22 protein-coding genes and 1 tRNA gene are annotated in these 19,869 nt (G+C 66.3%); 8 read left to right on the top strand and 15 right to left on the bottom strand.

Translation table 11 applies throughout. The features are described from left to right. The 10 genes from F3J15_RS30095 to hemN form a co-directional block, all read right to left on the bottom strand. Positions 1-618 (bottom strand): urease accessory protein UreD (locus F3J15_RS30095; RefSeq protein ID WP_205191067.1); only part of this gene is annotated, 618 nt, incomplete at its 3' end. A 214-nt stretch (positions 619-832) separates the two neighbouring features. Then, entirely contained in the window at positions 833-1,525 is a 693-nt protein-coding gene (gene urtE / locus F3J15_RS30100) for an urea ABC transporter ATP-binding subunit UrtE (protein WP_166895804.1), read from the bottom strand. A 4-nt stretch (positions 1,526-1,529) separates the two neighbouring features. Next, positions 1,530-2,387: an urea ABC transporter ATP-binding protein UrtD gene (gene urtD / locus F3J15_RS30105; RefSeq protein WP_166895806.1), complete on the bottom strand. Its 858-nt coding sequence runs from the start codon at positions 2,385-2,387 to the stop codon at positions 1,530-1,532. Continuing rightward, entirely contained in the window at positions 2,384-3,571 is a 1,188-nt protein-coding gene (gene urtC / locus F3J15_RS30110; protein WP_166895808.1) for an urea ABC transporter permease subunit UrtC, read from the bottom strand. The genes urtD and urtC overlap by 4 nt, the downstream gene beginning before the upstream one ends. A 1-nt stretch (position 3,572) precedes the next feature. Next, complete coding sequence (urtB, locus tag F3J15_RS30115; protein ID WP_166895810.1) at positions 3,573-5,192, bottom strand: urea ABC transporter permease subunit UrtB; 1,620 nt, start codon at positions 5,190-5,192, stop codon at positions 3,573-3,575. A gap of 149 nt (positions 5,193-5,341) precedes the next feature. After that, complete coding sequence (gene urtA, locus F3J15_RS30120) at positions 5,342-6,649, bottom strand: urea ABC transporter substrate-binding protein (RefSeq protein ID WP_166895812.1); 1,308 nt, start codon at positions 6,647-6,649, stop codon at positions 5,342-5,344. Between the two features lie 431 nt (positions 6,650-7,080). Then, on the bottom strand, positions 7,081-7,404 hold the full coding sequence (locus tag F3J15_RS30125) for a rhodanese-like domain-containing protein (protein WP_011351193.1): 324 nt from the start codon (positions 7,402-7,404) through the stop codon (positions 7,081-7,083). Between the two features lie 14 nt (positions 7,405-7,418). Beyond that, positions 7,419-8,075, bottom strand: coding sequence for a protein-L-isoaspartate O-methyltransferase (locus F3J15_RS30130; RefSeq protein ID WP_069247335.1), 657 nt, complete (start codon positions 8,073-8,075; stop codon positions 7,419-7,421). A gap of 104 nt (positions 8,076-8,179) precedes the next feature. Then, positions 8,180-8,437 carry a hypothetical protein gene (locus F3J15_RS30135; protein WP_006488573.1) on the bottom strand — a complete coding sequence of 86 codons (258 nt, stop codon included), beginning with the start codon at positions 8,435-8,437 and terminating at the stop codon, positions 8,180-8,182. Positions 8,438-8,516: 79 nt separating this feature from the next. Further along, positions 8,517-9,908, bottom strand: a complete 1,392-nt coding sequence (gene hemN, locus F3J15_RS30140) for an oxygen-independent coproporphyrinogen III oxidase (protein WP_166895814.1) — start codon at positions 9,906-9,908, stop codon at positions 8,517-8,519. Positions 9,909-10,081: 173 nt separating this feature from the next. Between hemN and F3J15_RS30145 the strand changes: the two genes are divergently transcribed. The 3 genes from F3J15_RS30145 to F3J15_RS30155 all read left to right on the top strand — a co-directional run bounded on the left by F3J15_RS30145 (position 10,082) and on the right by F3J15_RS30155 (position 11,886). After that, positions 10,082-10,396 (top strand): YkgJ family cysteine cluster protein, encoded by a 315-nt coding sequence (locus F3J15_RS30145; RefSeq protein WP_069249234.1) that lies wholly within the window; start codon positions 10,082-10,084, stop codon positions 10,394-10,396. Then, on the top strand, positions 10,393-10,974 hold the full coding sequence (locus tag F3J15_RS30150) for a DUF1439 domain-containing protein (protein ID WP_166895816.1): 582 nt from the start codon (positions 10,393-10,395) through the stop codon (positions 10,972-10,974). Before F3J15_RS30145 ends, F3J15_RS30150 begins: the two co-directional genes overlap by 4 nt. Positions 10,975-11,055: 81 nt before the next feature. Continuing rightward, a complete protein-coding gene (locus F3J15_RS30155) occupies positions 11,056-11,886 on the top strand; it encodes an undecaprenyl-diphosphate phosphatase (RefSeq protein ID WP_046545097.1) in 831 nt (276 codons plus the stop codon). 111 nt (positions 11,887-11,997) lie between these two features. Here F3J15_RS30155 and trmB read toward each other — a convergent pair whose 3' ends face one another. Then, positions 11,998-12,765, bottom strand: coding sequence for a tRNA (guanosine(46)-N7)-methyltransferase TrmB (gene trmB / locus F3J15_RS30160; protein WP_166895846.1), 768 nt, complete (start codon positions 12,763-12,765; stop codon positions 11,998-12,000). Positions 12,766-12,899: 134 nt separating this feature from the next. Further along, positions 12,900-12,974, bottom strand: a tRNA-Gly gene (locus F3J15_RS30165). A gap of 486 nt (positions 12,975-13,460) precedes the next feature. Here F3J15_RS30165 and F3J15_RS30170 point away from each other — a divergent pair. The 5 genes from F3J15_RS30170 (at position 13,461) to F3J15_RS30190 (ending at position 17,559) form a co-directional block, all read left to right on the top strand. Further along, positions 13,461-13,817 carry a hypothetical protein gene (locus tag F3J15_RS30170; RefSeq protein ID WP_166895818.1) on the top strand — a complete coding sequence of 119 codons (357 nt, stop codon included), beginning with the start codon at positions 13,461-13,463 and terminating at the stop codon, positions 13,815-13,817. A gap of 492 nt (positions 13,818-14,309) precedes the next feature. Continuing rightward, positions 14,310-14,474 (top strand): hypothetical protein, encoded by a 165-nt coding sequence (locus F3J15_RS30175; protein WP_240159186.1) that lies wholly within the window; start codon positions 14,310-14,312, stop codon positions 14,472-14,474. A gap of 81 nt (positions 14,475-14,555) precedes the next feature. Beyond that, positions 14,556-15,629, top strand: coding sequence for an Imm72 family immunity protein (locus tag F3J15_RS30180; RefSeq protein WP_166895822.1), 1,074 nt, complete (start codon positions 14,556-14,558; stop codon positions 15,627-15,629). Positions 15,630-15,766: 137 nt separating this feature from the next. Next, on the top strand, positions 15,767-16,111 hold the full coding sequence (locus F3J15_RS30185; RefSeq protein WP_006752094.1) for a cupin domain-containing protein: 345 nt from the start codon (positions 15,767-15,769) through the stop codon (positions 16,109-16,111). Between the two features lie 278 nt (positions 16,112-16,389). Continuing rightward, on the top strand, positions 16,390-17,559 hold the full coding sequence (locus tag F3J15_RS30190) for a mandelate racemase/muconate lactonizing enzyme family protein (RefSeq protein ID WP_166895824.1): 1,170 nt from the start codon (positions 16,390-16,392) through the stop codon (positions 17,557-17,559). Here the strand turns inward: F3J15_RS30190 and F3J15_RS30195 are convergent. From F3J15_RS30195 to F3J15_RS30205, 3 genes are all read right to left on the bottom strand, one after another. Beyond that, the gene (locus tag F3J15_RS30195) at positions 17,536-18,180 is read right to left on the bottom strand and encodes a LysE family transporter (RefSeq protein ID WP_166895826.1); all 645 of its coding nucleotides are present in this window, start codon (positions 18,178-18,180) and stop codon (positions 17,536-17,538) included. The two genes, F3J15_RS30190 and F3J15_RS30195, sit on opposite strands and share 24 nt — an antisense overlap. Positions 18,181-18,305: 125 nt before the next feature. Beyond that, the gene (locus F3J15_RS30200; RefSeq protein WP_166895828.1) at positions 18,306-18,647 is read right to left on the bottom strand and encodes an SMR family transporter; all 342 of its coding nucleotides are present in this window, start codon (positions 18,645-18,647) and stop codon (positions 18,306-18,308) included. Between the two features lie 134 nt (positions 18,648-18,781). Beyond that, the gene (locus F3J15_RS30205; protein ID WP_166895830.1) at positions 18,782-19,711 is read right to left on the bottom strand and encodes a LysR substrate-binding domain-containing protein; all 930 of its coding nucleotides are present in this window, start codon (positions 19,709-19,711) and stop codon (positions 18,782-18,784) included. Positions 19,712-19,869: the final 158 nt, after the last annotated feature.

Here is a 19,869-nt window from a genome sequence, read left to right on the forward strand (position 1 = left end):
GGCCAGACCCTGCAGCGCGCCGCGCAGCGGGTCGTGCGCATCGAGCAGCGCGCGTTCGGTCCACAGCGGCCGGCCGTCGGCAGCGACGAGCGCCGACGTCGACGCGATGCGGCCCGCCGACCAGGTTTCACCGGCCGCCTGCCGGCCGAGCTGCGTCGCGTCCCAGCCGATCGCGCTGGCGCCCGCGCCGAGCTTGACCGTGAAATCGAGCGAAGCATGCGCCGCGTCGAAGAACAGGTTGTTCTGCGGCAGCCAGTCGAGTTTCGCGTGTTCGCCGACCGTAATGCCGATGCGCTGCGTCGCGTCCAGCCCGTTCGACTTGTACCACTTGGTCGCGCCGGGTGTCGTCAGCACCGCGTGCGTACCGTCGCCGAGCGCGATGTCGATGTCGAGCCGGTCGCCGCCCGCGACGCCGCCCGGCGGGTGGACGATCACCGCGTGGCAGATCGCGTCGCCTTCCGGATACAGCGGCCGCTGCACGCGCAGCGGGCCGTCGTGCAGCCGGTGCGCGAGCGTCGTGCGCGCGCCGTGCCGCTCGAAGCCGAGTTCGAGGCGGCCGCGCCACGACTTGGCGACGGCGGGGCGGGACAGCGGGGCATGGGAATCGGGGGCGGACATCGGCGGGAAGCAGGGGATGGGCGCGGGGAACGAGGATGCTACCGCAACAATATACGCTTCGGTACCCGCGTTGCAGCGCGTTGCAGCGCGTTGCAGCGCGTGGCAACGCCGGTCCCGCGCCGTGCCGCTTCGCCGGCGCGCGCCCGACATGTGCCGTTCGACGAGGCGCCGAATCGATGGCCGGGGGCGACGCCGCGCCGAGCCACCTTCCCGGCTACACCGCGATCAGCTCGCGCACGCCGTTCGCTTCCATCTCGTGCGCGTCGCCGCCCGCGACGATCTCGCCGCGGCTCATCACCCAGTAGCGGTCGGCGATCGACTGGGCGAAATCGTAATACTGTTCGACGAGCAGCACGGTCATCTTCGATTCGTCGACGAGCTGGCGCAGCGTGCGGCCGATGTCCTGGATGATCGACGGCTGGATACCTTCGGTCGGCTCGTCGAGGATCAGCAGCTGCGGCTCGCTCATCAGCGCACGGCCGATCGCGAGCTGCTGCTGCTGGCCGCCCGACAGGTCGCCGCCGCGTCGCGCACGCATGTCCTTCAGCACCGGGAACAGGTCGTAGATGCGATCGGGCACTTTCGACGGCGCCTTGCGGCTCGCCGCGCCGACGAGCAGGTTTTCCTCGACGGTGAGCCGCGGAAAGATGTCGCGGCCCTGCGGCACGTAGGCGAGCCCGGCCGCGACGCGCGCATACGGCGGCATCGCGCTGAGCGCCGTGCCGCGCCACGACACGCTGCCGCTCTTCGCGGCGACGACGCCCATCAGGCAGCGCAGCAGCGTGCTCTTGCCGACGCCGTTGCGTCCGAGCAGCACGGTGAGCTTGCCGTCGTCGGCGGCGAGGCTCACGTTGCGCAGGATATGGCTGCCGCCGTAGTACTGGTTCAGTGCATCGATCTTCAGCATCGCATCATCGTCCAAGGTAAGACTCGATCACAGCGTCGTCGCGCTTGACCTGGTCGAGCGTGCCTTGCGCGAGCACCGCGCCTTCGGCCATCACCGTCACACGGCCCGTGTCGCCCGCGAGCGCCGCGACGAATTCCATGTCGTGCTCGACGACCATCATCGAGCAGGTGCCGCGCAGCGTGTTCAGCAGTTCGGCGAGTTCCATCGTCTCGTGGTCGGTCATCCCGGCCGCCGGCTCGTCGAGCAGCAGCAGCGCGGGGCGCTGCATCAGCAGCATGCCGATTTCGAGCCGCTGCTTCTGCCCGTGCGACAGCTCGCCGGCCGCGCGAAAGGCCTGGCTTTCGAGGCCGATCAGCGCGAGCGTCTCCTCGATCTTCGTCTGCGCAGTGCGATCAAGCTTTGCACGCAGCGACGCGAGCCAGCCCTTGTCGGTCTGCATCGCGAGCTCGAGGTTCTCCCATACCGGATGCTGTTCGAACACGGTCGGCTTCTGGAACTTGCGGCCGATGCCCGCGCGTGCGATCTCGGGCTCGTTCATCCGGGCGAGGTCGATCGTCTGGCCGAGAAACACCTTGCCCGCGTCGGGACGTGTCTTGCCGGTGATCACGTCCATCATCGTCGTCTTGCCCGCGCCGTTCGGGCCGATCACGCAGCGCAGCTCGCCCGCGTCGATCGCGAGCGACAGCTTCTTCAGCGCGCGGAAGCCGTCGAAGCTCACCTCGATATCCTCGAGGTAGAGGATCGTGCCGTGCGACGTGTCGATGCCGGGCGGCACCACGCGCCCCATCGACGCGGTGCCGCTGACGGCCCGCCCTTCGTCCTCGGGCGGCGGCGTGAATTGGTAAAGGGCCGTTCCGTTCATGCGCGTTTCCCCTTCGCGAGCACGGTTTCGACGAGGCCCATGATCCCGCGCGGCAGCAGCAGCGGCACGAGCACGAAGATCAGGCCGAGGAAGAACAGCCAGTATTCGGCGAAGTACGCGGTAAACAGGCTCTTCGCGCCGTTCACCGCGAATGCGCCGACGATCGGCCCGATCAGCGTGCCGCGCCCGCCCACCGCGACCCAGATCGCCATCTCGATCGAGTTGCCGGGCGACATCTCGCCGGGGGTGATGATGCCGACCTGCGGCACGTACAGCGCGCCCGCGATGCCGCACAGCACGGCCGACACGGTCCAAACGAACAGCTTGTATGCGAGCGGGCTGTAGCCGAGGAACATCAGCCGCGTCTCGCCGTCGCGCACCGCGGTGACGACGCGCCCGAGCTTGCTCGTGACGATCGCACGCGCGGCGATGAACGCGAGCACGAGCGTCGCGAACGTCAGCAGCAACAGCACCGTGCGCGTGCCGGGCGACGTGATCGCGAAGCCCGCGATGCGCTTGAAGTCGGTGAAGCCGTTGTTGCCGCCGAAGCCCGTCTCGTTGCGATAGAACAGCAGCATCGCGGCGAACGTCATGGCCTGCGTGATGATCGACAGGTACACGCCCTTCACGCGTGAACGGAACGTGAAGAAGCCGAACACCCACGCGAGCACGGCCGGTACGAGCACGACGAGCGCGAGCGCCCACGCGAGATGCTGCGTGCCGCTCCAGTACCACGGCAACTGGTGCCAGTCGAGGAACACCATGAAGTCGGGCAGGTCGCTGCCGTACTTGCCGTCGCGGCCGATCTCGCGCATCAGGTACATGCCGATCGCATAGCCGCCGAGCGCGAAGAACAGCCCGTGGCCGAGGCTCAGGATCCCGCAGTAGCCCCACACGAGATCGAGCGCGAGCGCGGCGATCGCGTAGCACATCAGCTTGCCGGTGAGCGTCATCGCGTACGCGGACAGATGGAACGCGCTCGACTCGGGCGCGACGAGTGCGGCGAGCGGCACGCCGATGCCGATCGCGAGGCACAGCGCGATCAGCGCGAGCCACGCGCGCCGCGACAGCAGCGCGGGGCGGGGCGGCAGGCCGAGCGCGAAGCGCTCTTCCGCGCGGGCGGCGGCAGCGGGCTTCGGCGCATCGGCGGCCGGGTTGGACAACGAGTGAGTGAATGAAGTCACGTCAAGCCTCCGCACTGCGGCCCTTCGGGGCGAACATGCCCTGCGGACGTTTCTGGATGAACAGCACGATCATCACGAGCACCGCGATCTTCGCGAGCACGGCGCCCCAGAACGGCTCGATCGCCTTGCTCGCGAGGCCGAGCCCGAAGCCGCCGAGCACGGTGCCGGCGATCTGCCCGACCCCGCCGAGCACGACCGCCATGAACGAATCGATGATGTAGTTCTGGCCGAGGTCGGGGCCCACGTTGCCGATCTGCGACAGCGCGCAGCCGCCGAGGCCCGCGATGCCCGCGCCGAACGCGAATGCATACGCGTCGACGCGCGCGGTCTTCACGCCGACGCACGCGGCCATCCGGCGGTTCTGCGTGACGGCGCGCACGAACAGGCCGAGCCGCGTCTTCGTCAGCACGGCCCACGCGACGAATACGACTGCGAGCGCGAAGGCGAGGATCGCGAGCCGGTTGTACGGCAGGATCAGGTTCTGCATCACGGTCACGCCGCCGCTCATCCACGACGGGTTCACGACCTGCACGTTCTGCGCGCCGAACAGCATCCGCGTTGCCTGGATCAGGATCAGGCTCACGCCGAAGGTGGCGAGCAGCGTCTCGAGCGGGCGGCCGTACAGGTGTCGCAGCACGAGCCGTTCGAGCACGATGCCGACGAGCGCGGCCGTCACGAACGACACCGGCACCGCGACGAGCGGATACCAGTCGAACGCGCCGGGCGCGTAGCGCTGGATCAGCGTCTGCACGACATAGGTTGCGTACGCACCGATCATCAGGAATTCGCCGTGCGCCATGTTGATCACGCCGATCAGCCCGTACGTGATCGCGAGGCCGAGCGCGGCGAGCAGCAGCACGCTGCCGAGCGACAGGCCCGCGAACAAGGTGCCGACGATCTCGCCGCGACGCTGCAACGCGTGCAGCGTGTCGAGACCCTGCTGCGCGGCGTCGCGCACGCGCGCGTCGGGTTCCGCGTAGCTGCCGTCGGCGTTCTTCGCGACGAGCGGGCGCAACTGCTCGATCATGTCGAGGTCCTGGCGCGCGGCCACCACCTGCACGGCGTCGAGGCGCTTCGCCGGATCGGCATCGTGCAGCGCGGCAATCGCCCACAACGCGTCGAGGCGGCGCTTCAGCGCGGGGTCGGTTTCCTTTGCACGCGCGCGGTCGATCATCGGCTTGAGCGCCGGGTCGGGCGATTTCAGCAACGCATCGATCGCGTCACGGCGTGCGGCGACGTCGGGCGACGCGAGCGCGAGCCCCGACAGCGCGCCCGTGATCTTCGTGCGCAGCAGGTTGTTCAGCATCACGGGCTGCGCGTCGCCGGCCGGCGTCGCGGCCTGCGTGAGCGCGTCGTGTGCGGTGTCGCCGGTCTGGATCAGCAGGCGGCCGTCGCCGGTGGCGAGCGCGTCGCCGGTCGACAGCGCGTTGAGCAGCGCGACGGCGCGCGGATCGGCGTCGGCGGCGAGCCGTTCGATCGCGGCCGTCTTCGCGTCGAAGTCGTCGCCGGCGAGCGCGGCGGTATCGGTGGCCGTCAGCGCGAACGCGGCGTGCGGCAACCCGCCCGCGAGGGCAGCGCACGCGACGATCGCGGCGGCGGCTCGGCGAAAGCGTGTAGGCATCGGGAAATCCTGTCGGGCGTGGGGAAGCGGATGCGGGCGGCGATGCGCGGGCGTATGCGGTTCGTCACGGCAAGCGCGGCCGGCGCATCGGGTTCGGCGTCGGCGTGCGAGCGGCACGTCGCGCGTGAAGCGCGACGTGCCGCCCTGCATCAGGCGAGCGCCGCGCGCTGCCGGCGCAGGAAGGCCGGGATCGAGCTGACGATGTCCGGCTTGCCCTGGTTGCCCGCGATGAACGGGCTCCACGGTTGCGCGCGTACCGCGGTCTTGGTCTTCCACACCACGTTGAACTGCCCGTCGCCGCGAATTTCGCCGATCATCACCGGCTTGTGCAGGTGATGGTTGCCGTCCATCGCGAGCGTGAAGCCCGACGGTGCGGCCACCGTCTGGCCGATCATCGCGACGCGCACCTTGTCGACGTCGGTGCTCTTCGCCTTCTCGACGGCCTGCTTCCACATGTGGATGCCGACGTAGGTCGCTTCCATCGGGTCGTTGGTCACGCGCTTCGCGCCGCCCGGCAGGTTGTTCGCCTTCACCCACGCGGCGAACTGGTCCTTGAACTTCGTATTGGTCGGATTCTTCACCGACATGAAGTAGTTCCACGCGGCGAGGTGGCCGACGAGCGGCTTTGTGTCGATCCCGCGCAGCTCTTCCTCGCCGACCGAGAACGCGACGACCGGCACGTCGGTCGCCTTGATCCCCTGGTTGCCGAGCTCCTTGTAGAACGGTACGTTCGAGTCGCCGTTGATCGTCGAGATCACGGTCGTCTTGCCGCCTTGCGAGAAGTTCTTGATGTTCGCGACGATGGTCTGATAGTCGCTATGGCCGAACGGCGTGTAGACCTCCTGAATATCGGCGTCCTTCACGCCCTTCGATTTCAGGAACGCGCGCAGGATCTTGTTGGTCGTGCGCGGATACACGTAGTCGGTACCGAGCAGGAAGAAGCGCTTCGCGCCGCCGCCTTCCGCGCCCATCAGGTACTCGACGGCCGGGATCGCCTGCTGGTTCGGCGCGGCGCCCGTATAGAACACGTTGCGCGACATTTCCTCGCCTTCGTACTGCACCGGATAGTAGAGGAGGCCGTTCAGTTCCTCGAACACCGGCAGCACCGACTTGCGCGACACCGACGTCCAGCAGCCGAACACGCACGCGACCTTGTCCTGCGTGAGCAGCTGGCGCGCCTTCTCCGCGAACAGCGGCCAGTTCGACGCGGGATCGACCACCACGGGCTCGAGCTTGCGGCCCATCACGCCGCCGCTCTTGTTGATGTCGGCGATCGTCATCAACGCGGTGTCCTTCAGCGACGTCTCCGAGATCGCCATCGTGCCCGACAGCGAGTGCAGGATGCCGACCTTGATCGGGCCGGTGCCCGCGTCAGCCGCGTGTACGAACGGGCTCTTGCCCGCGAGCGCGAGTGCGCCGGCCATCGAACCGAACTTCAACAGACTGCGACGTTTCATCGGGATCCCCTTGTCGTGTTGGATATGCGTGCGCCTTGAAGGCGTCGGCCAACGAGTAACGCAAGGCATGTGCCAGTCGTGCGGATGCACGTCCGGCGTGCCTGCGCGGGACGGTGCGGGGCGTCGGGACGGTGCGCATGACGCGTCGTGCAGCATGCGCGGTCCGTCGCGGTGCAGGTTCACGGGCGCAAATGGTGCACGGTCGGGGTTCCCCGTTCCGGTGCCTGCACCTGCACGCGGTGCGGGAATCGTCGTGCACCATGACTTCGCACCACGCGGGCAGGGTGCGGGCGCGGCGCAGTGCCGTTGAGGTGATTGACCGGAGCAGAAAAGAGAAACGGGCACGCGAATGCGTGCCCGTTCGGGGGATCAGTGCGGCCGTCGGCACGGTGCCGATCGGCGAGGCGGCGCGTGATGCGCCGCGGGCAGGATCAGTAACGCGGTACGGACGGATCGACGTCGCGCGACCACGCGTCGATCCCGCCTTGCAGGTTGTACAGCTTCGTGAAGCCGCGTGATTCGAGGAACATCGCGACCTGCGCGCTGCGCATCCCGTGATGGCACACGCAGACGATTTCCGCTTCGTCGTCGAGCTCTTCGCTGCGCGCGGGAATCTGCTGCATCGGGATCGACACGCTGCCGGCGATATGCGCGGTCGCGATTTCCCACGGTTCGCGCACGTCGAGCACGACCGGCGCGGGGCGCGCCTTGTCGCCGAGCCATTCCGCGAGCATCGCGGCCGTCAGGATCTGCATGGTGGCTCCGCTGCTCAGAACTTGAAGCGCGACGGCTCGATCGCGTTGACGAGGTGGTCGATGTACGTTTCGAATACGTCGGCGACGCGGTACTGCTTGTCGTCGATGCGCGTGATGATCTGCGCCTTCATCACCGGACGGCCCCCGACGAATGCCGCGAGGCGGCCGCCGACCTTCAGCTGTTCGAGCATTTCCTGCGGCACGACGGGCAGGCCGCCCGCGACGCAGATCACGTCATACGGCGCCTTGCCGGCCCAGCCGCGCGAACCGTCGCCGAGCACGACTTCCGCGTTGGTCACGCCGTCGTTGCGCAGGTTGTCTTCCGCGAACTTCGCGTTGGTCGGGTCGATCTCGACGGCCGTCACGTGCTGCGCGCGGTGCGCGAACAGCGCAGCCAGGTAGCCCGAGCCGGCGCCGATCACGAGCACGTTCTCGTGCTTCTTGACCGTCAGCTCCTGCAGCACGCGCGCTTCGACGCGCGGGAACAGCATCTTGCTGTTGCCGCCGGGCAGCGGCAGTTCGAGGTCGGCGAACGCGAGATCGCGGTATTCGGCCGGAACGTAGTTTTCACGCTTGACGATCGACAGCAGGCCCAGGACGTCGAGATCCAGCACGTCCCACGGCCGGATCTGTTGTTCGATCATGTTGAAACGCGCGTTTTCGATATTCATGGTGTGGTCACGCAGCCTCGTCGGCCATCAGCGGGGAAAGAGAAACTTCGTGATTGTACCAAACGGGGCGGCCGCGAAGCCTTCAGGCGGCCTGCAACAGACCTTTACCCCTTGCTCTTCTTGATCTGCGCCTCGAACGCGAGGTCGAGCTTGCTCGCCTTGCGCGGTTTTTTGGGGCCGAATTCGTCGACGAACTTGACGAACTCGTCGAGCGGCAGCGGCTCGCAGCGCTTCTCGGCGGTGCCGCCGGAGCGGTCGACGAGATAGAACAGGCCGCCCGCCATCGCGACGGCCGCGAATTGCGGGTTGCCGGAGCGGGTCTTCAGGCGTTCGACCGCGTGGGTCGCTTTGGTGGTGCGCATCGTGCGGAATCTGGCGGGGCGTAAGCCCCACACTGTATCAAACCGGCCGCCCGCGTGCGGCCGGCCGGGCCCGTCGGGCTCAGACCGTGCGCGAGTAGCGCTGCTGCGGCGTCTGGCCGAGATACGCGTCGAATGCCATCGCGATGTTGCGCACGACCATCCGGCCGGCCGGATGGATCGTCAGGCGGTCGGCCGCGATCGTCAGCAGCCCGTCGCGCTCGAACGGGCGCAGCGCGTCGAGTTCGCGCGCGAAATGGTCGGCGAAGCGGATGCCGTGCGCGGCCTCGACGTGCGAGAACGGCAGGTCGAGGTTGCACATCAGCTGCGTGATCACGTCGCGGCGCAGCCGGTCGTCGGGCGTGAGCCGCACGCCGCGCGCGATCGGCAGCCGGCCCGCGTCGAGCGCGGCGCCGTAGGCGGGCAGGTCCTTCGCGTTCTGCGCGTAGACGTCGCCGACCTTGCCGATCGACGACACGCCGAAACCGACGAGATCGGTATCCGCGCGCGTGCTGTAGCCCTGGAAATTGCGCTGCAGCGTGCCGTTCTTCTGCGCCCGCACAAGCTCGTCGGACGGCCGCGCGAAGTGATCCATCCCGATGTACACGTAGCCGGCCGACGTCAGCATGTCGATCGCGAGGCCGAGCAGCGCGATGCGCGTTTCCGGCAGCGGCAGCGTCGCGTCGTCGATCTGCCGCTGCATCTTGAACAGGTGCGGCATGTGCGCGTAGCCGAACACCGACAGCCGGTCGGGTGCGAGTTCGATGATCGTTTCCAGCGTGCGCGCGAACACGGACACGGTCTGGTGCGGCAGCCCGTAGATCAGGTCGACGCTCACCGAATGAAAGCCCGTCGTGCGCGCGGCGGAGAGCAGGTCGGCCGTCATCGCCAGCGGCTGGATGCGGTTGATCGCCTGCTGCACGACCGGATCGAAATCCTGCACGCCGAGGCTCAGCCGGTTGAAGCCGATGTTGCGCAGGTGGACGAGCGTCGCGGGCGTGACCGTGCGCGGGTCGATCTCGATCGAGAATTCGGCGTCGGCATCCGGCGCGAGCATGAAGTGCTCGCGGGTGGCCGCCATCAGCTCGGCTGTTTCGTCGTCGGACAGGAAGGTGGGCGTGCCGCCGCCCCAATGCAACTGCGTGACCGGGCGCGCGGGATCGAACAATGCGGCCTGCAGCGCCATCTCGCGCTTGAGCTGGTCGAGGTACGGGCGCGCGCGGCGGTGGTTGTTGGTCGCGATCTTGTTGCAGCCGCAGTAGAAGCATGCGGTGTTGCAGAACGGGATGTGGAAGTACAGCGACAGCTCGCTCGACGACGCGCCGGGGTCGCTTGCCGCGCGCGCATAGTCGGCGGGGTCGAAATCGTCGCGGAACTGCAGCGCGGTGGGGTACGACGTATAGCGCGGCCCGTTCGCGCCGTATTTCGCGAGCAAATCGGGACGGAACAATGTGTCGGCAGAACCGGAACGCATGATGGTCTCGCGCTTTTTTAGATGCTTTCGAGTATATAAACGCGCGATTCGGCTGCATTGTGTAATAACGTCGCAGCCGGCGATGGCACAATGCGGGGTGGGGCTGCCGGCACCGCGTCCGGTTGCCGCACCGTTTTTTGTTGTTCGTTCGAGAGAGCCGAGTGTCCGTCGAATTGCCTGTCCGCCCGGCGTCAGCCGTCCCGCCGCCGCATGCGTGCCGCGAGGGCTGCGGCGCGTGCTGCATCGCGCCGTCGATTTCCAGCCCGATTCCGGGCATGCCCGACGGCAAGCCGGCCGGCGTGCGCTGCGTGCAGCTCGGCGACGACCTGCGCTGCCGGATCTTCGGCCGCCCCGAGCGGCCCGCGTGCTGTTCCGGGCTGCAGCCGGCCGCGGACATGTGCGGCGCGTCGCGCGACGACGCGCTCGCGTGGCTCACGCGTCTCGAGGCCGCGACGCGGCCGTCGCAACCAGGAGAGTGTTCAGCATGACCGCATCTTGCGCGCCCGGCCGGCGCCGTTTTCTTACTGCAACCGTCGGCGCCATCGGCGTGACGCTCTCGCTTGCCGCGTGCGCGTCGACGTTCCCGTTCATCCCCGATCACTACACGTTCTCGCGCGGTGACGTGCAGAAAGCCGTCGCGCGCAAGTTCCCGTACCAGAAGACGGTCGCGCAGGTCGTCGACGTATCGCTCGCGAACCCGGCCGTCAACCTGCTTCCCGACCAGAACCGCGTGGCCGTGCAACTCGACGCGCACTTCGTGAGCCCGTTCCTGCGCGCGCCCGTCAGCGGCAAGTTCACCGTGTCGGGCCAGCTGGCTTACGACGCGCCGAGCCGCTCGGTCGTGCTGAGGTCGCCGGCCGTCGACAGCCTCGCGCTCGACGGCGATGCGCAGATGTACGCGCAGCAGGTCGGCGCGGCCGCCGGCCTGCTCGCGACGCAGTTGCTGACCAACTATCCGATCTACACGTTCAAGCCCGAACAACTGCAGTTTGCCGGGGTGAATTACGAACCCGGTACAATTACGATTCTTACAAACGGCATACGCGTGGCGATCGTCGAAAAATGACGACGCACCGCGCTCGGCCGGAGGGGGGCCGCGCGTGGAAGAGTGGCCCATTCATTCGACCATTTCGGAGTTGGGCCACGGATGGACTGGATCCTGATCTGCAAGGCTTTGATCCTCGGCGTCGTCGAGGGGCTGACGGAATTCCTGCCGGTGTCGAGCACCGGTCACCTGATCGTCGCGGGCAGCTTCCTGAATTTCAACGATTCACACGCGAAGACGTTCGACGTCGTGATCCAGTTCGGCGCGATCCTCGCGGTGTGCTGGGAATACCGGCAACGGATCGCGTCCATCGTGTCCGGGCTGCCGAGCCGGCCCGACGCGCGGCGCTTCACGCTGAACGTCGTGATCGCGACGATTCCCGCGATCGCACTCGGCCTCCTGTTCGAGAAGAAGATCAAGGCCGTGCTGTTCTCGCCGGTCCCCGTCGCGTTCGCGCTCGTCGTGGGCGGCGCGATCATCCTGTGGGCCGAGGCGCGGCAGCGCGAGCGCAGCGAGCCGCCGCGCGTGGTGTCGGTCGATGCGCTGACGCCGCTCGATGCGCTGAAGGTCGGTATCGCGCAGTGTTTTGCGCTGATTCCCGGCATGTCGCGCTCGGGCTCGACGATCATCGGCGGGATGCTGTTCGGTCTCGACCGGCGCGTCGCCACCGAATTTTCGTTTTTCCTCGCGATCCCGATCATCTTCGGCGCGACGCTCTATGAAACCGTCAAGGACTGGCAGGCGTTCACCGTCGATTCGCTCGGCCTGTTCGCGCTCGGCCTCGTCGCGGCATTCGTCAGCGCGTTCGTGTGCGTGCGCTGGCTGCTGCGCTACGTCGCGACGCACGATTTCACGGTGTTCGCGTGGTACCGGATCGCGTTCGGGCTGTTCGTGCTGCTGGTCGGGTACAGCGGCTGGCTGAACTGGGCGTGACGCGAACACGAAGGCGGGCGCGCTTCCATGAAAAAAAGCCCGATCGGCGCAGGCCGCTCGGGCTTTTTCTTGTCCGGAGCAGGGCGGCGTGTGCCGCCGCAGCCAGGGGGCTCAGGCTGCGCGCTTGCGGAACACCAGGTCCCACACGCCGTGGCCGAGCCGCAGCCCGCGCCGTTCGAACTTCGTCACCGGGCGGTAGTCGGGGCGCGGCGCGTAGTCGGCGGCCGTGTTTTCGAGCGTCGGCTCCGCGCCGAGCACGTCGAGCATCTGTTCCGCGTAGTTCTGCCAGTCGGTCGCGCAGTGAATGTACGCACCGGGCTTCAGGCGCGACGCAAGATGCGCGACGAGCGGCGGCTGGATCAGCCGGCGCTTGTGGTGGCGCGCCTTGTGCCACGGGTCGGGGAAGAAGATGTGGACGCCGTCGAGGCTTTCCGGCGCGAGCATGTGCTCGAGCACTTCGACCGCGTCGTGCTGGATGATGCGGATGTTCGGCAGATCCTGTTCGCCGATCAGCTTCAGCAGCGCGCCGACGCCCGGCTCGTGCACCTCGACGCCGAGGAAGTCGTCGCCGGGGCGGTTCGCGGCGATTTCCGCGGTCGATGCGCCCATGCCGAAGCCGATCTCGAGGATGCGCGGTGCGCTGCGGCCGAACACGGCGTTCCAGTCGGGCACTTCCGGCGCATACGGCACCACGAAGCGCGGGCCGAGTTCGTCCATCGCGCGGCGCTGGCCGGTCGACACGCGGCCGGCGCGCGTCACGAAGCTGCGGATGCGGCGGTGGTGCAGCGGATTGACTGCGTCGGCGCCTTCGGCGGCTTCATCGGGAATGGCGTCGTCGTGCGGCGGCAGGCCGCCTTCGTTCGGATCGTCGTGCATCATCGGTGACAGAGAAAGGCTCGGTTGCGGGCGAGGGCCCGTTGCGCGCAGCAGTGCGCCGGGGGAACCGGCACATGGTACAAAAAAGCCGCCTTCGACGAGGCGGCTCATGCGCAGGCTGCGATGCAGCCGGAAAGTGGAGCGGGCGATGGGAATCGAACCCACGTCATCAGCTTGGGAAGCTGAGGTAATGGCCATTATACGACGCCCGCAGAACGCGCAATTCTACAGGGGTTCGGGTGGGGATGGCAAGGGGGAGGTTTTGGGAGGTGGCAGCGAGACTGGTGTCGCTCGATGCTGGGGCGGTTGTGTGCGACCGGGAAACTCCCGGCTTCAGCAGGGTTGGCTCGGTCGGCGACAATTGCATTCCGATCCCTTCAATCGGCCGGTGCCCCAAGAGGCCAAGACGAACAGGGCTTGCGGCGGGATAGCCGGAATAAATCGGGAGGTGTGCATGGCCCGCCTGAGAAAGTGTGGCTGGCAATCACGACTCGCTACAAGGCCGATGTATTTTGCGGCCTCTTCATGGGCAGATGGAACGATGGCGATTCGATTTCGGCTGCATCTCTGCTCGCATTAGGATCGAGGGGCATTAATCTCGATCTCGACATGTATGGACCTGTCGAAGACGAGTCTTCCGATATGGCTCCGGAGAGGTCATCATGCGTAATGAATGACCGTTCGCACAAAGGAGCGACATGAATCCGAGGCGTGTTCATTCGCTGGTTCTCAAGCACTATCCACAGATCGATCTCGTCAAGTGCGAATGGATACACCTCTTTCGGCATGGCGTCGTCGATCGCGACTTGCTGCGAAAAATGCTCTCCACGATCGGAGCCGATGATTTCGTCATCCACGTCCACCGGAAGGTCGGCGATCTTTTGCCGATGGAGCCGGCGCTCGATTTCATTGCCGAGAACGTCGGGAAGGGGTATATCCGGATCGCGGATCGTGCCTTCACCGGCTTTGTCTTCATCGGAAACAACGGTGTCGCGGCAACCTGGCCACGATGCCTGACGCGTAGCCAGATTGAACTGCCTGGGAACCGAAAATGAACCGCCCACTGTCAGCTTTCGAGATGTCGCTTGCTCGCTGGATGCTGATGCACGGCGAACCGGAGGCGCAAGCGTTTCTTGAGCAACTCGCGGAAGCCGAGGTCATGCCATGGCGCTGTCCATGTGGTTGCGCGAGCATCAATTTTTAGATTCGGGGCAGACGGCCTGCTCCGCCCGGGGTCGGGGTGCATGTTCTCGGAGACTTTGTTTTTGGTCCGGATGATCGGCCGGCAGGAATCTTTATTTACGCGTGCGCCGGTTTATTAAGTGGAATCGAAGTTTACGGACTTGCCGGTAACGCTCCTGCAGAACTGCCCCGAGAGGAGACGCTTCGGCCCTTTTCCTCGCTAGCGGTGGAGGGGCGCAATTGACTGATGGCAAATGGGCGCCGTCGTGTTGACTGCCGGATCGGCCGGATAGTTGTCGCATGGACGATATTCACAACACGACGATTTTCCGCCGCTTACCATCGAACAGATTCGCGATCTGGCTATGGCAGTTCGCGAAGGCTTCGGCCCCGGCTTCTCGCGAGCAGCTCTCATTGACTGCATCCTGCTGCTTCTCGAAGACATTCCGGGAGTCAAGGCAGGTAACGTGGAGGAGAGACTTATCGAACTGGCGTGGGCGATTTACATTGGCCTCCCGCTCGAATCCTGAGATTTTTACTCCCGCACCGGCGCTCGATCAAGCAGCGGTAGCCGACGCTGGCAAACAATTGACGGAAAAACAGAACCCACGATGCTGAATACTCTGACCATGACTCCTGAGCAGGAGCTGGATGCGCGCGCCAAAGCGTTTTACCTGCTCAAGAAATGGACAAGCGTTACGTTCCTCAATCATGCAGTTGATCTGTTCAGGGATTTTCTTCACGCGTACGCCAGGCAATTGGATACGCCGAGCCCCAATCAGGCGGAATTGGAGGCTGCGTATGTCAGCGATTTCCTGAATGCGTTGGTGAGGATGGGTCAAGGCATTGAGACGTTGCGGCAAGGTGCCGACAAGCGATCGGCTTACGGTGCGATCATCACCGGTAGCGAGAAGGGGGGCGAGCTTTTGTTCGGGCGGAGTGCGCACGAGATCGGTCGAACATACGACCCGTTTTTCCACGCGCTTGGCGTGAGGGATACGAGATATTCCGATTTCGAATATGCAACGGGGTATGCGGAAGGGGCGTGGATTGAAGAGTTGAGCTGTCTGGCGCTCAAGTGCTCGGTCGGATTCGGTTATATCGGGATGCTTGCATACGGAACACGTGAGGATGGCGGAACCCGCGTTTTCGAGCACTGGACCTATGAATCCATGTTCGAAAATGCGCCCCTTCCGGCTTGGCGATATTGGCCACCTGGTCGCAGCTATCCCGCATCGCTTCCGCCCTGTCCGCCCAAGAACGAATCCGCAAGCGGCGAGATATACAGCGATCAGGAGATTCCAGTCGAGGGTATCTGGGAGCCATGGTTACCGTCCGGCAAGGTGGGCTGTCCGAGCTACTTCCTCAGAGGCAGTGTTGCCCACAAGTACCTGCTGGAAGGGTCCAACGACGAACAGATGGTGCGCTGGCGGCTGCTGTGGGAAGACAAGCGTTACCAGGATGGCAGCATTCCGGCGGAGGAGGAAACGTACATCCCCAAGCCGGTCGCGCAACCGCGGCTACGGGTGCTGCCCGGAGAGCCTTGTCCGCGCACCGGTTACTGGCAAAGCCCAGCCGTGAAGGATTCGGTTCATGTCGAGGCCGGAGCGCCCATGCCGGGGCCGCAGCGCACAGCGTGGGGGATGGTCATTTGGCATTATGCCGATCCTCAACCGGACAATTGAATAACTGCCGAAGCGGAGTGCCCGCCCGCAGGCCAGTGTCGAAAATAGACGAGTCCGCGTCGGAAGCATACAAGTCCCCACGACGCTTTCGAACTAACGTGACAGGCCTCTCATACGATCGTTAGTCTGGAGCCGACATGTCCGATTTCATCACCGTTCTGCGCGAAACCTGCCCGACCCCCGTCCTTGATGCGACCAAGTGGAAGCGCATCGGCGGCGATCCGCACACCGTGAACCTGAACGCCTACCTCTCGAAGGACGGCAGCAAGATCATGGGCACCTGGATCTGCACGCCGGGCAAGTTCGAGGTGAACTACGAAAAGTGGGAGTACTGCCACTTCCTCGACGGCTACTGCATCATCACGCCGGAAGGCGAGGAGGCGGTGCACCTGAAGGCCGGCGACGTGTTCGTGATCGAACCCGGCATGAAAGGCACGTGGGAAGTGGTGGAAACGGTGCGCAAGTACTTCGTCTTTGCCTGAGCGGGCCGGTCGACCCGATCGACGCATCCCTTCGTCGCCCGATCCCTTCCCGGTTCCCGGAGCCGGGAGGGCAAGCGGAGGATTCCGGCTCAATAGAACGCGTTCCGGTTCGGAATTCCGCGCTCATGCAGCGGCTGCAGCGTGATCGTCCGCCACGGTAGTGCTCGCCTGCAGCCTGCAGCGACAGCGCCTATGATGCAGCGGTTCGCCCATCGTTCCGGCCGCATCGCGTACCTCGTGCGCCAGCGCCTCGGCCGTCACCTTCGGAACCCCCGACCATGCGCATCACCGCGATCCACGAACAAGCGATTCCCGTGTCCCGCTACGCCGATCCGGCGATCCCGTCCGGCGGCCTGACGACGAGCATTGTCGCGGTCACCACCGATGTCGTGCGCGATGGCCGCCCGGTGACAGGCTACGGCTACGCGTCGATCGGCCGTTTCGCGCAGGGCGGCCTGATTCGCGAACGGTTCGCGCCGCGCCTGCTGGCCGCGGCCGACACGCTCGCCGACGAAGCCGGCACGAACCTCGACCCGTTCCGCGCATGGCGCGCGATGATGGCCGGCGAGAAGCCGGGTGGGCACGGAGAACGATGCGTCGCAGTCGGCACGCTCGACATGGCGATCTGGGATGCTGCCGCGAAGATCGCCGATGTGCCGCTCGCTCGCTTTCTCGCCGACCGACTTGGACGCACGGCCGCCCCAAGCGTGCGTGTGTACGCCGGCGGCGGCTACCGCTATCCGCATGACGATCTCGTGCGTCTGTCGGACGAGATGCGCCGTATCGCCGATCTCGGCTACACGCACGCGAAGATCAAGATCGGCGGCGCGGACTTCGATCAGGACCGCAGGCGCATCGAAGCGGCCGCCACGCAATTAGCGGACAGTTCGCACCTCGCGGTCGACGCGATGAACACGTACGACGCGGCGACCGTCGGCGCGGCCGCCGCGATGCTCGCGCCGTTCGATCTCTGGTGGTTCGAGGACATCTGCGATCCGCTCGACCTGCCGCTGCAGGCGGACATCGCCACGCGCTACGCACCGCCGATCGCGGCCGGCGAGGCGCTGTTCTCGCTCGCGGAAGCGAAGCTGCTCGACCGCTACGGCGGCCTGCGGCCCGAGCGCGACGTGCTCGTATTCGATCCGGTGCATGGCTACGGGCTGCCGGGCTATCTGCAGATCGTCGAACACTTTGCATCGCGCGGCTGGCGGCGCGATGCGTTCTGGCCGCATGGCGGCCACCTGTTCTCGCTGCACGTCGTCGCGGCGCTCGGGCTTGGCGGTGCGGAAGTCAGTCCGTTCGCGTTTCATCCGTTCAGCGGACTGGCCGATGGCGCAAGCGTCGACGCCGGATACGCACGCGTGCCGCAGGCGCCGGGCATCGGCTTCGAGCTGCATGCCGGTGCGCGCAACGTGTTTCGCACGTTATCGGGCCACCGACGCCTGTAGCGCGTCGATCGCGAAACGCACCGCGAAGCCGAGCATCATCGCCGCGACGAAGCAATCGAGCACACGCCATGCGAGCGTGCGGGCGAACCATGCACGGCATGCGCGGGCGCCATACGTGAGCATCAGGAACCACGCGAGCGAAGCGGTCATCGCGCCGATCGCAAACGGTGCGCGTGTGGCCGGCGAGTGGCTCACGATCACGGTGCCGAGCAGCAGCACCGTGTCGATCCACGCATACGGATTGAGCAGCGAGACGGCGGCGGTTGCGAGCACCGTGCGCGAGCGTGTGAGTTCGCTGCCCGTGCGCGGACCGTCGACGTGCTCCGGCTGTCGTCGCCGGATCGCCGAGCGCAGCGCGAGCAGGCCATAGCCGGCGAGATACGCGATGCCGGCCCACAGCGCGGCCGATACCACGCCCGGATATCGCGACAGCAACGACGACAACCCGTGCGCGCCGAGTGCGATCAGCAGCGCGTCGCTGCCTGCGCAGACGAGGGCGATGGAAAGCAGATGGGGGCTCGAGATCGAGCGCTTGATGACGAAAGCGTCCTTGGGTCCGACGGACGTGAACAGTCCGGCGCCAAGCAGCAGGCCTTCGATGAAGGCAGAGGTGTCGAGCACGAGCGGGCCGACAACCTCTTAAGCTGAACCGGTGACGGTTAGGATGCGAGCAACGTTAAGGGGCGCCGGGGGAGGTTGTCAATGCCCCCCGGCGCCTGTGTGCCGTCAACCGGCGGCGGTCACGATCAGTGCGTAGCCGCTTCCCCGAGGTTGAGCGCGACCAGCGCACAGACGGTCAGCGCGATGCCGGCGAGCTTCAGCGACGACACCGATTCATCGAAGCAGACGATACCGATCACGGCCGTGGCCGCGGTGCTGGCGGCGGCCCAGCTCGCATAGGCGAGCCCCATTTCGAGGCGCTTCGTCGCGAGCGCCATCAGCCAGACCGCGCATGCGTAACAGACGACGGTGAGTGCGGAGGGGAGCGGGCGGGAGAATCCGGCGGAGTATTTCAGTCCGACGGAGCCGAGCACTTCGGCGATGACACTGACGCCCAGCAGAAGCCAGGCAGACTGGAGCGGGGACACGAACGGCCTCCTTCCCCCGACGCTTATACCGAGCGGCGAGGAGAAGTGAGGGTGTCAGCGGTACCCAGGATGAACGGAGCTTAGTACGCGCGCCTTCGCAACACAAGGAAGGCGCAACGCACGCGGCGCCCCGATCACGCACCGTCGGCCTGCCCGGCAGCCCACTCGGGCCGCTGCCCGAGCGTGTCGAACAGCCGGACGATCTCCGCTTTCACCTTCTGCACCGCGTTGCTGACGAGCGCCGTATCGTGCCAGCACAGCGACAGGTCGCGCGCGAACAGCCGGTGCGCGACCGTCGACAGCTTGAGCTTGCGCTCCTCGATCTCGACGTGCGCGGCCGTCCACGGCAGGATCGTCACGCCGAGCTGCGCCATCACGGCCGCGAACAGCAGCCCGGTCGAGCTCGCCTCGAAGCTGATCTCGTATGACAGCCCGGCCTCGCGCATCGCCCAGTCGACGCGGTTGCGGATCGTGTTCGGCGCGCTCGGCAGCACGAGCGGCATCTGCGCGATCGCGTCGAGCGGCACGGGATCGTCCGGCACCGGGAACCCGGGCCACGTGATCAGGTACAGCGTTTCCGTCAGCAGCCGGTGGACCGCGATGCCGCGTGTGTCGACCGCGTCGACGACGATCGCGAGATCGAGCCGGGTGCGTTCGAGCAGCGTGTCGAGATCGGCGCTCGGCGCCTCGATCAGCTCCAGCATGATGCCCGGATAGCGGTCGCGCACCGCGCGGGCGAGCGGGATGGCCAGCACGCGCGCGGTGCTCGACGGCATGCCGACCGTCACGCGGCCCTGCGGCGTGTCGGCGTCGCGGCGCAGCAGCTCGCGCGTGCCGTCGGCCTGGCGGAGTAACTCGAGCGCGTGCTGGTACAGCGTGCGGCCGGCGGCGGTCGGCGCAACGCCGCGCACGCTGCGTTCGAGGAGTTGCATCCCGAGATCCTGTTCGAGATTGCGCATCTGCTGGCTGACCGCCGGCTGCGCGACATGCAGCGCCTCGCTCGCATGCGTGACGTTGCCGCATTCGACGACCTTCACGAAATAGCGCAACTGCCTCAAGTCCATCGCCGCTCCTCCCGATTCGAACCATAAGCGAATCCGATCGAGCAAGATGAATATCATATTTTTCCCCGATCGATGGTGTTTCTATACTCGTCTCACAAAAGAGCCAGCCTCCCGGCCATCCCGGACCGGACGCGGCAAAAGCGCCGGCCCCGCCGGCA

Source organism: Burkholderia sp. Ap-955, assembly GCF_011753045.1.
GTDB classification, from domain to species: domain Bacteria; phylum Pseudomonadota; class Gammaproteobacteria; order Burkholderiales; family Burkholderiaceae; genus Burkholderia; species Burkholderia lata_D.

Bases quoted from the DNA above. Each gene is read 5' to 3' on its own strand.
- urtE (WP_166895804.1), bottom strand. From the start codon at position 1,525: ATGCTGAAGATCGATGCACTGAACCAGTACTACGGCGGCAGCCATATC.
- urtD (WP_166895806.1), bottom strand. From the start codon at position 2,387: ATGAACGGAACGGCCCTTTACCAATTCACGCCGCCGCCCGAGGACGAA.
- urtB (WP_166895810.1), bottom strand. From the start codon at position 5,192: ATGCCTACACGCTTTCGCCGAGCCGCCGCCGCGATCGTCGCGTGCGCT.
- urtA (WP_166895812.1), bottom strand. From the start codon at position 6,649: ATGAAACGTCGCAGTCTGTTGAAGTTCGGTTCGATGGCCGGCGCACTC.
- F3J15_RS30125 (WP_011351193.1), bottom strand. From the start codon at position 7,404: ATGCAGATCCTGACGGCCGCGATGCTCGCGGAATGGCTCGGCGACAAG.
- F3J15_RS30130 (WP_069247335.1), bottom strand. From the start codon at position 8,075: ATGAATATCGAAAACGCGCGTTTCAACATGATCGAACAACAGATCCGG.
- F3J15_RS30135 (WP_006488573.1), bottom strand. From the start codon at position 8,437: ATGCGCACCACCAAAGCGACCCACGCGGTCGAACGCCTGAAGACCCGC.
- hemN (WP_166895814.1), bottom strand. From the start codon at position 9,908: ATGCGTTCCGGTTCTGCCGACACATTGTTCCGTCCCGATTTGCTCGCG.
- F3J15_RS30150 (WP_166895816.1), top strand. From the start codon at position 10,393: ATGACCGCATCTTGCGCGCCCGGCCGGCGCCGTTTTCTTACTGCAACC.
- F3J15_RS30155 (WP_046545097.1), top strand. From the start codon at position 11,056: ATGGACTGGATCCTGATCTGCAAGGCTTTGATCCTCGGCGTCGTCGAG.
- trmB (WP_166895846.1), bottom strand. From the start codon at position 12,765: ATGATGCACGACGATCCGAACGAAGGCGGCCTGCCGCCGCACGACGAC.
- F3J15_RS30170 (WP_166895818.1), top strand. From the start codon at position 13,461: ATGAATCCGAGGCGTGTTCATTCGCTGGTTCTCAAGCACTATCCACAG.
- F3J15_RS30175 (WP_240159186.1), top strand. From the start codon at position 14,310: ATGGCAGTTCGCGAAGGCTTCGGCCCCGGCTTCTCGCGAGCAGCTCTC.
- F3J15_RS30180 (WP_166895822.1), top strand. From the start codon at position 14,556: ATGCTGAATACTCTGACCATGACTCCTGAGCAGGAGCTGGATGCGCGC.
- F3J15_RS30185 (WP_006752094.1), top strand. From the start codon at position 15,767: ATGTCCGATTTCATCACCGTTCTGCGCGAAACCTGCCCGACCCCCGTC.
- F3J15_RS30190 (WP_166895824.1), top strand. From the start codon at position 16,390: ATGCGCATCACCGCGATCCACGAACAAGCGATTCCCGTGTCCCGCTAC.
- F3J15_RS30205 (WP_166895830.1), bottom strand. From the start codon at position 19,711: ATGGACTTGAGGCAGTTGCGCTATTTCGTGAAGGTCGTCGAATGCGGC.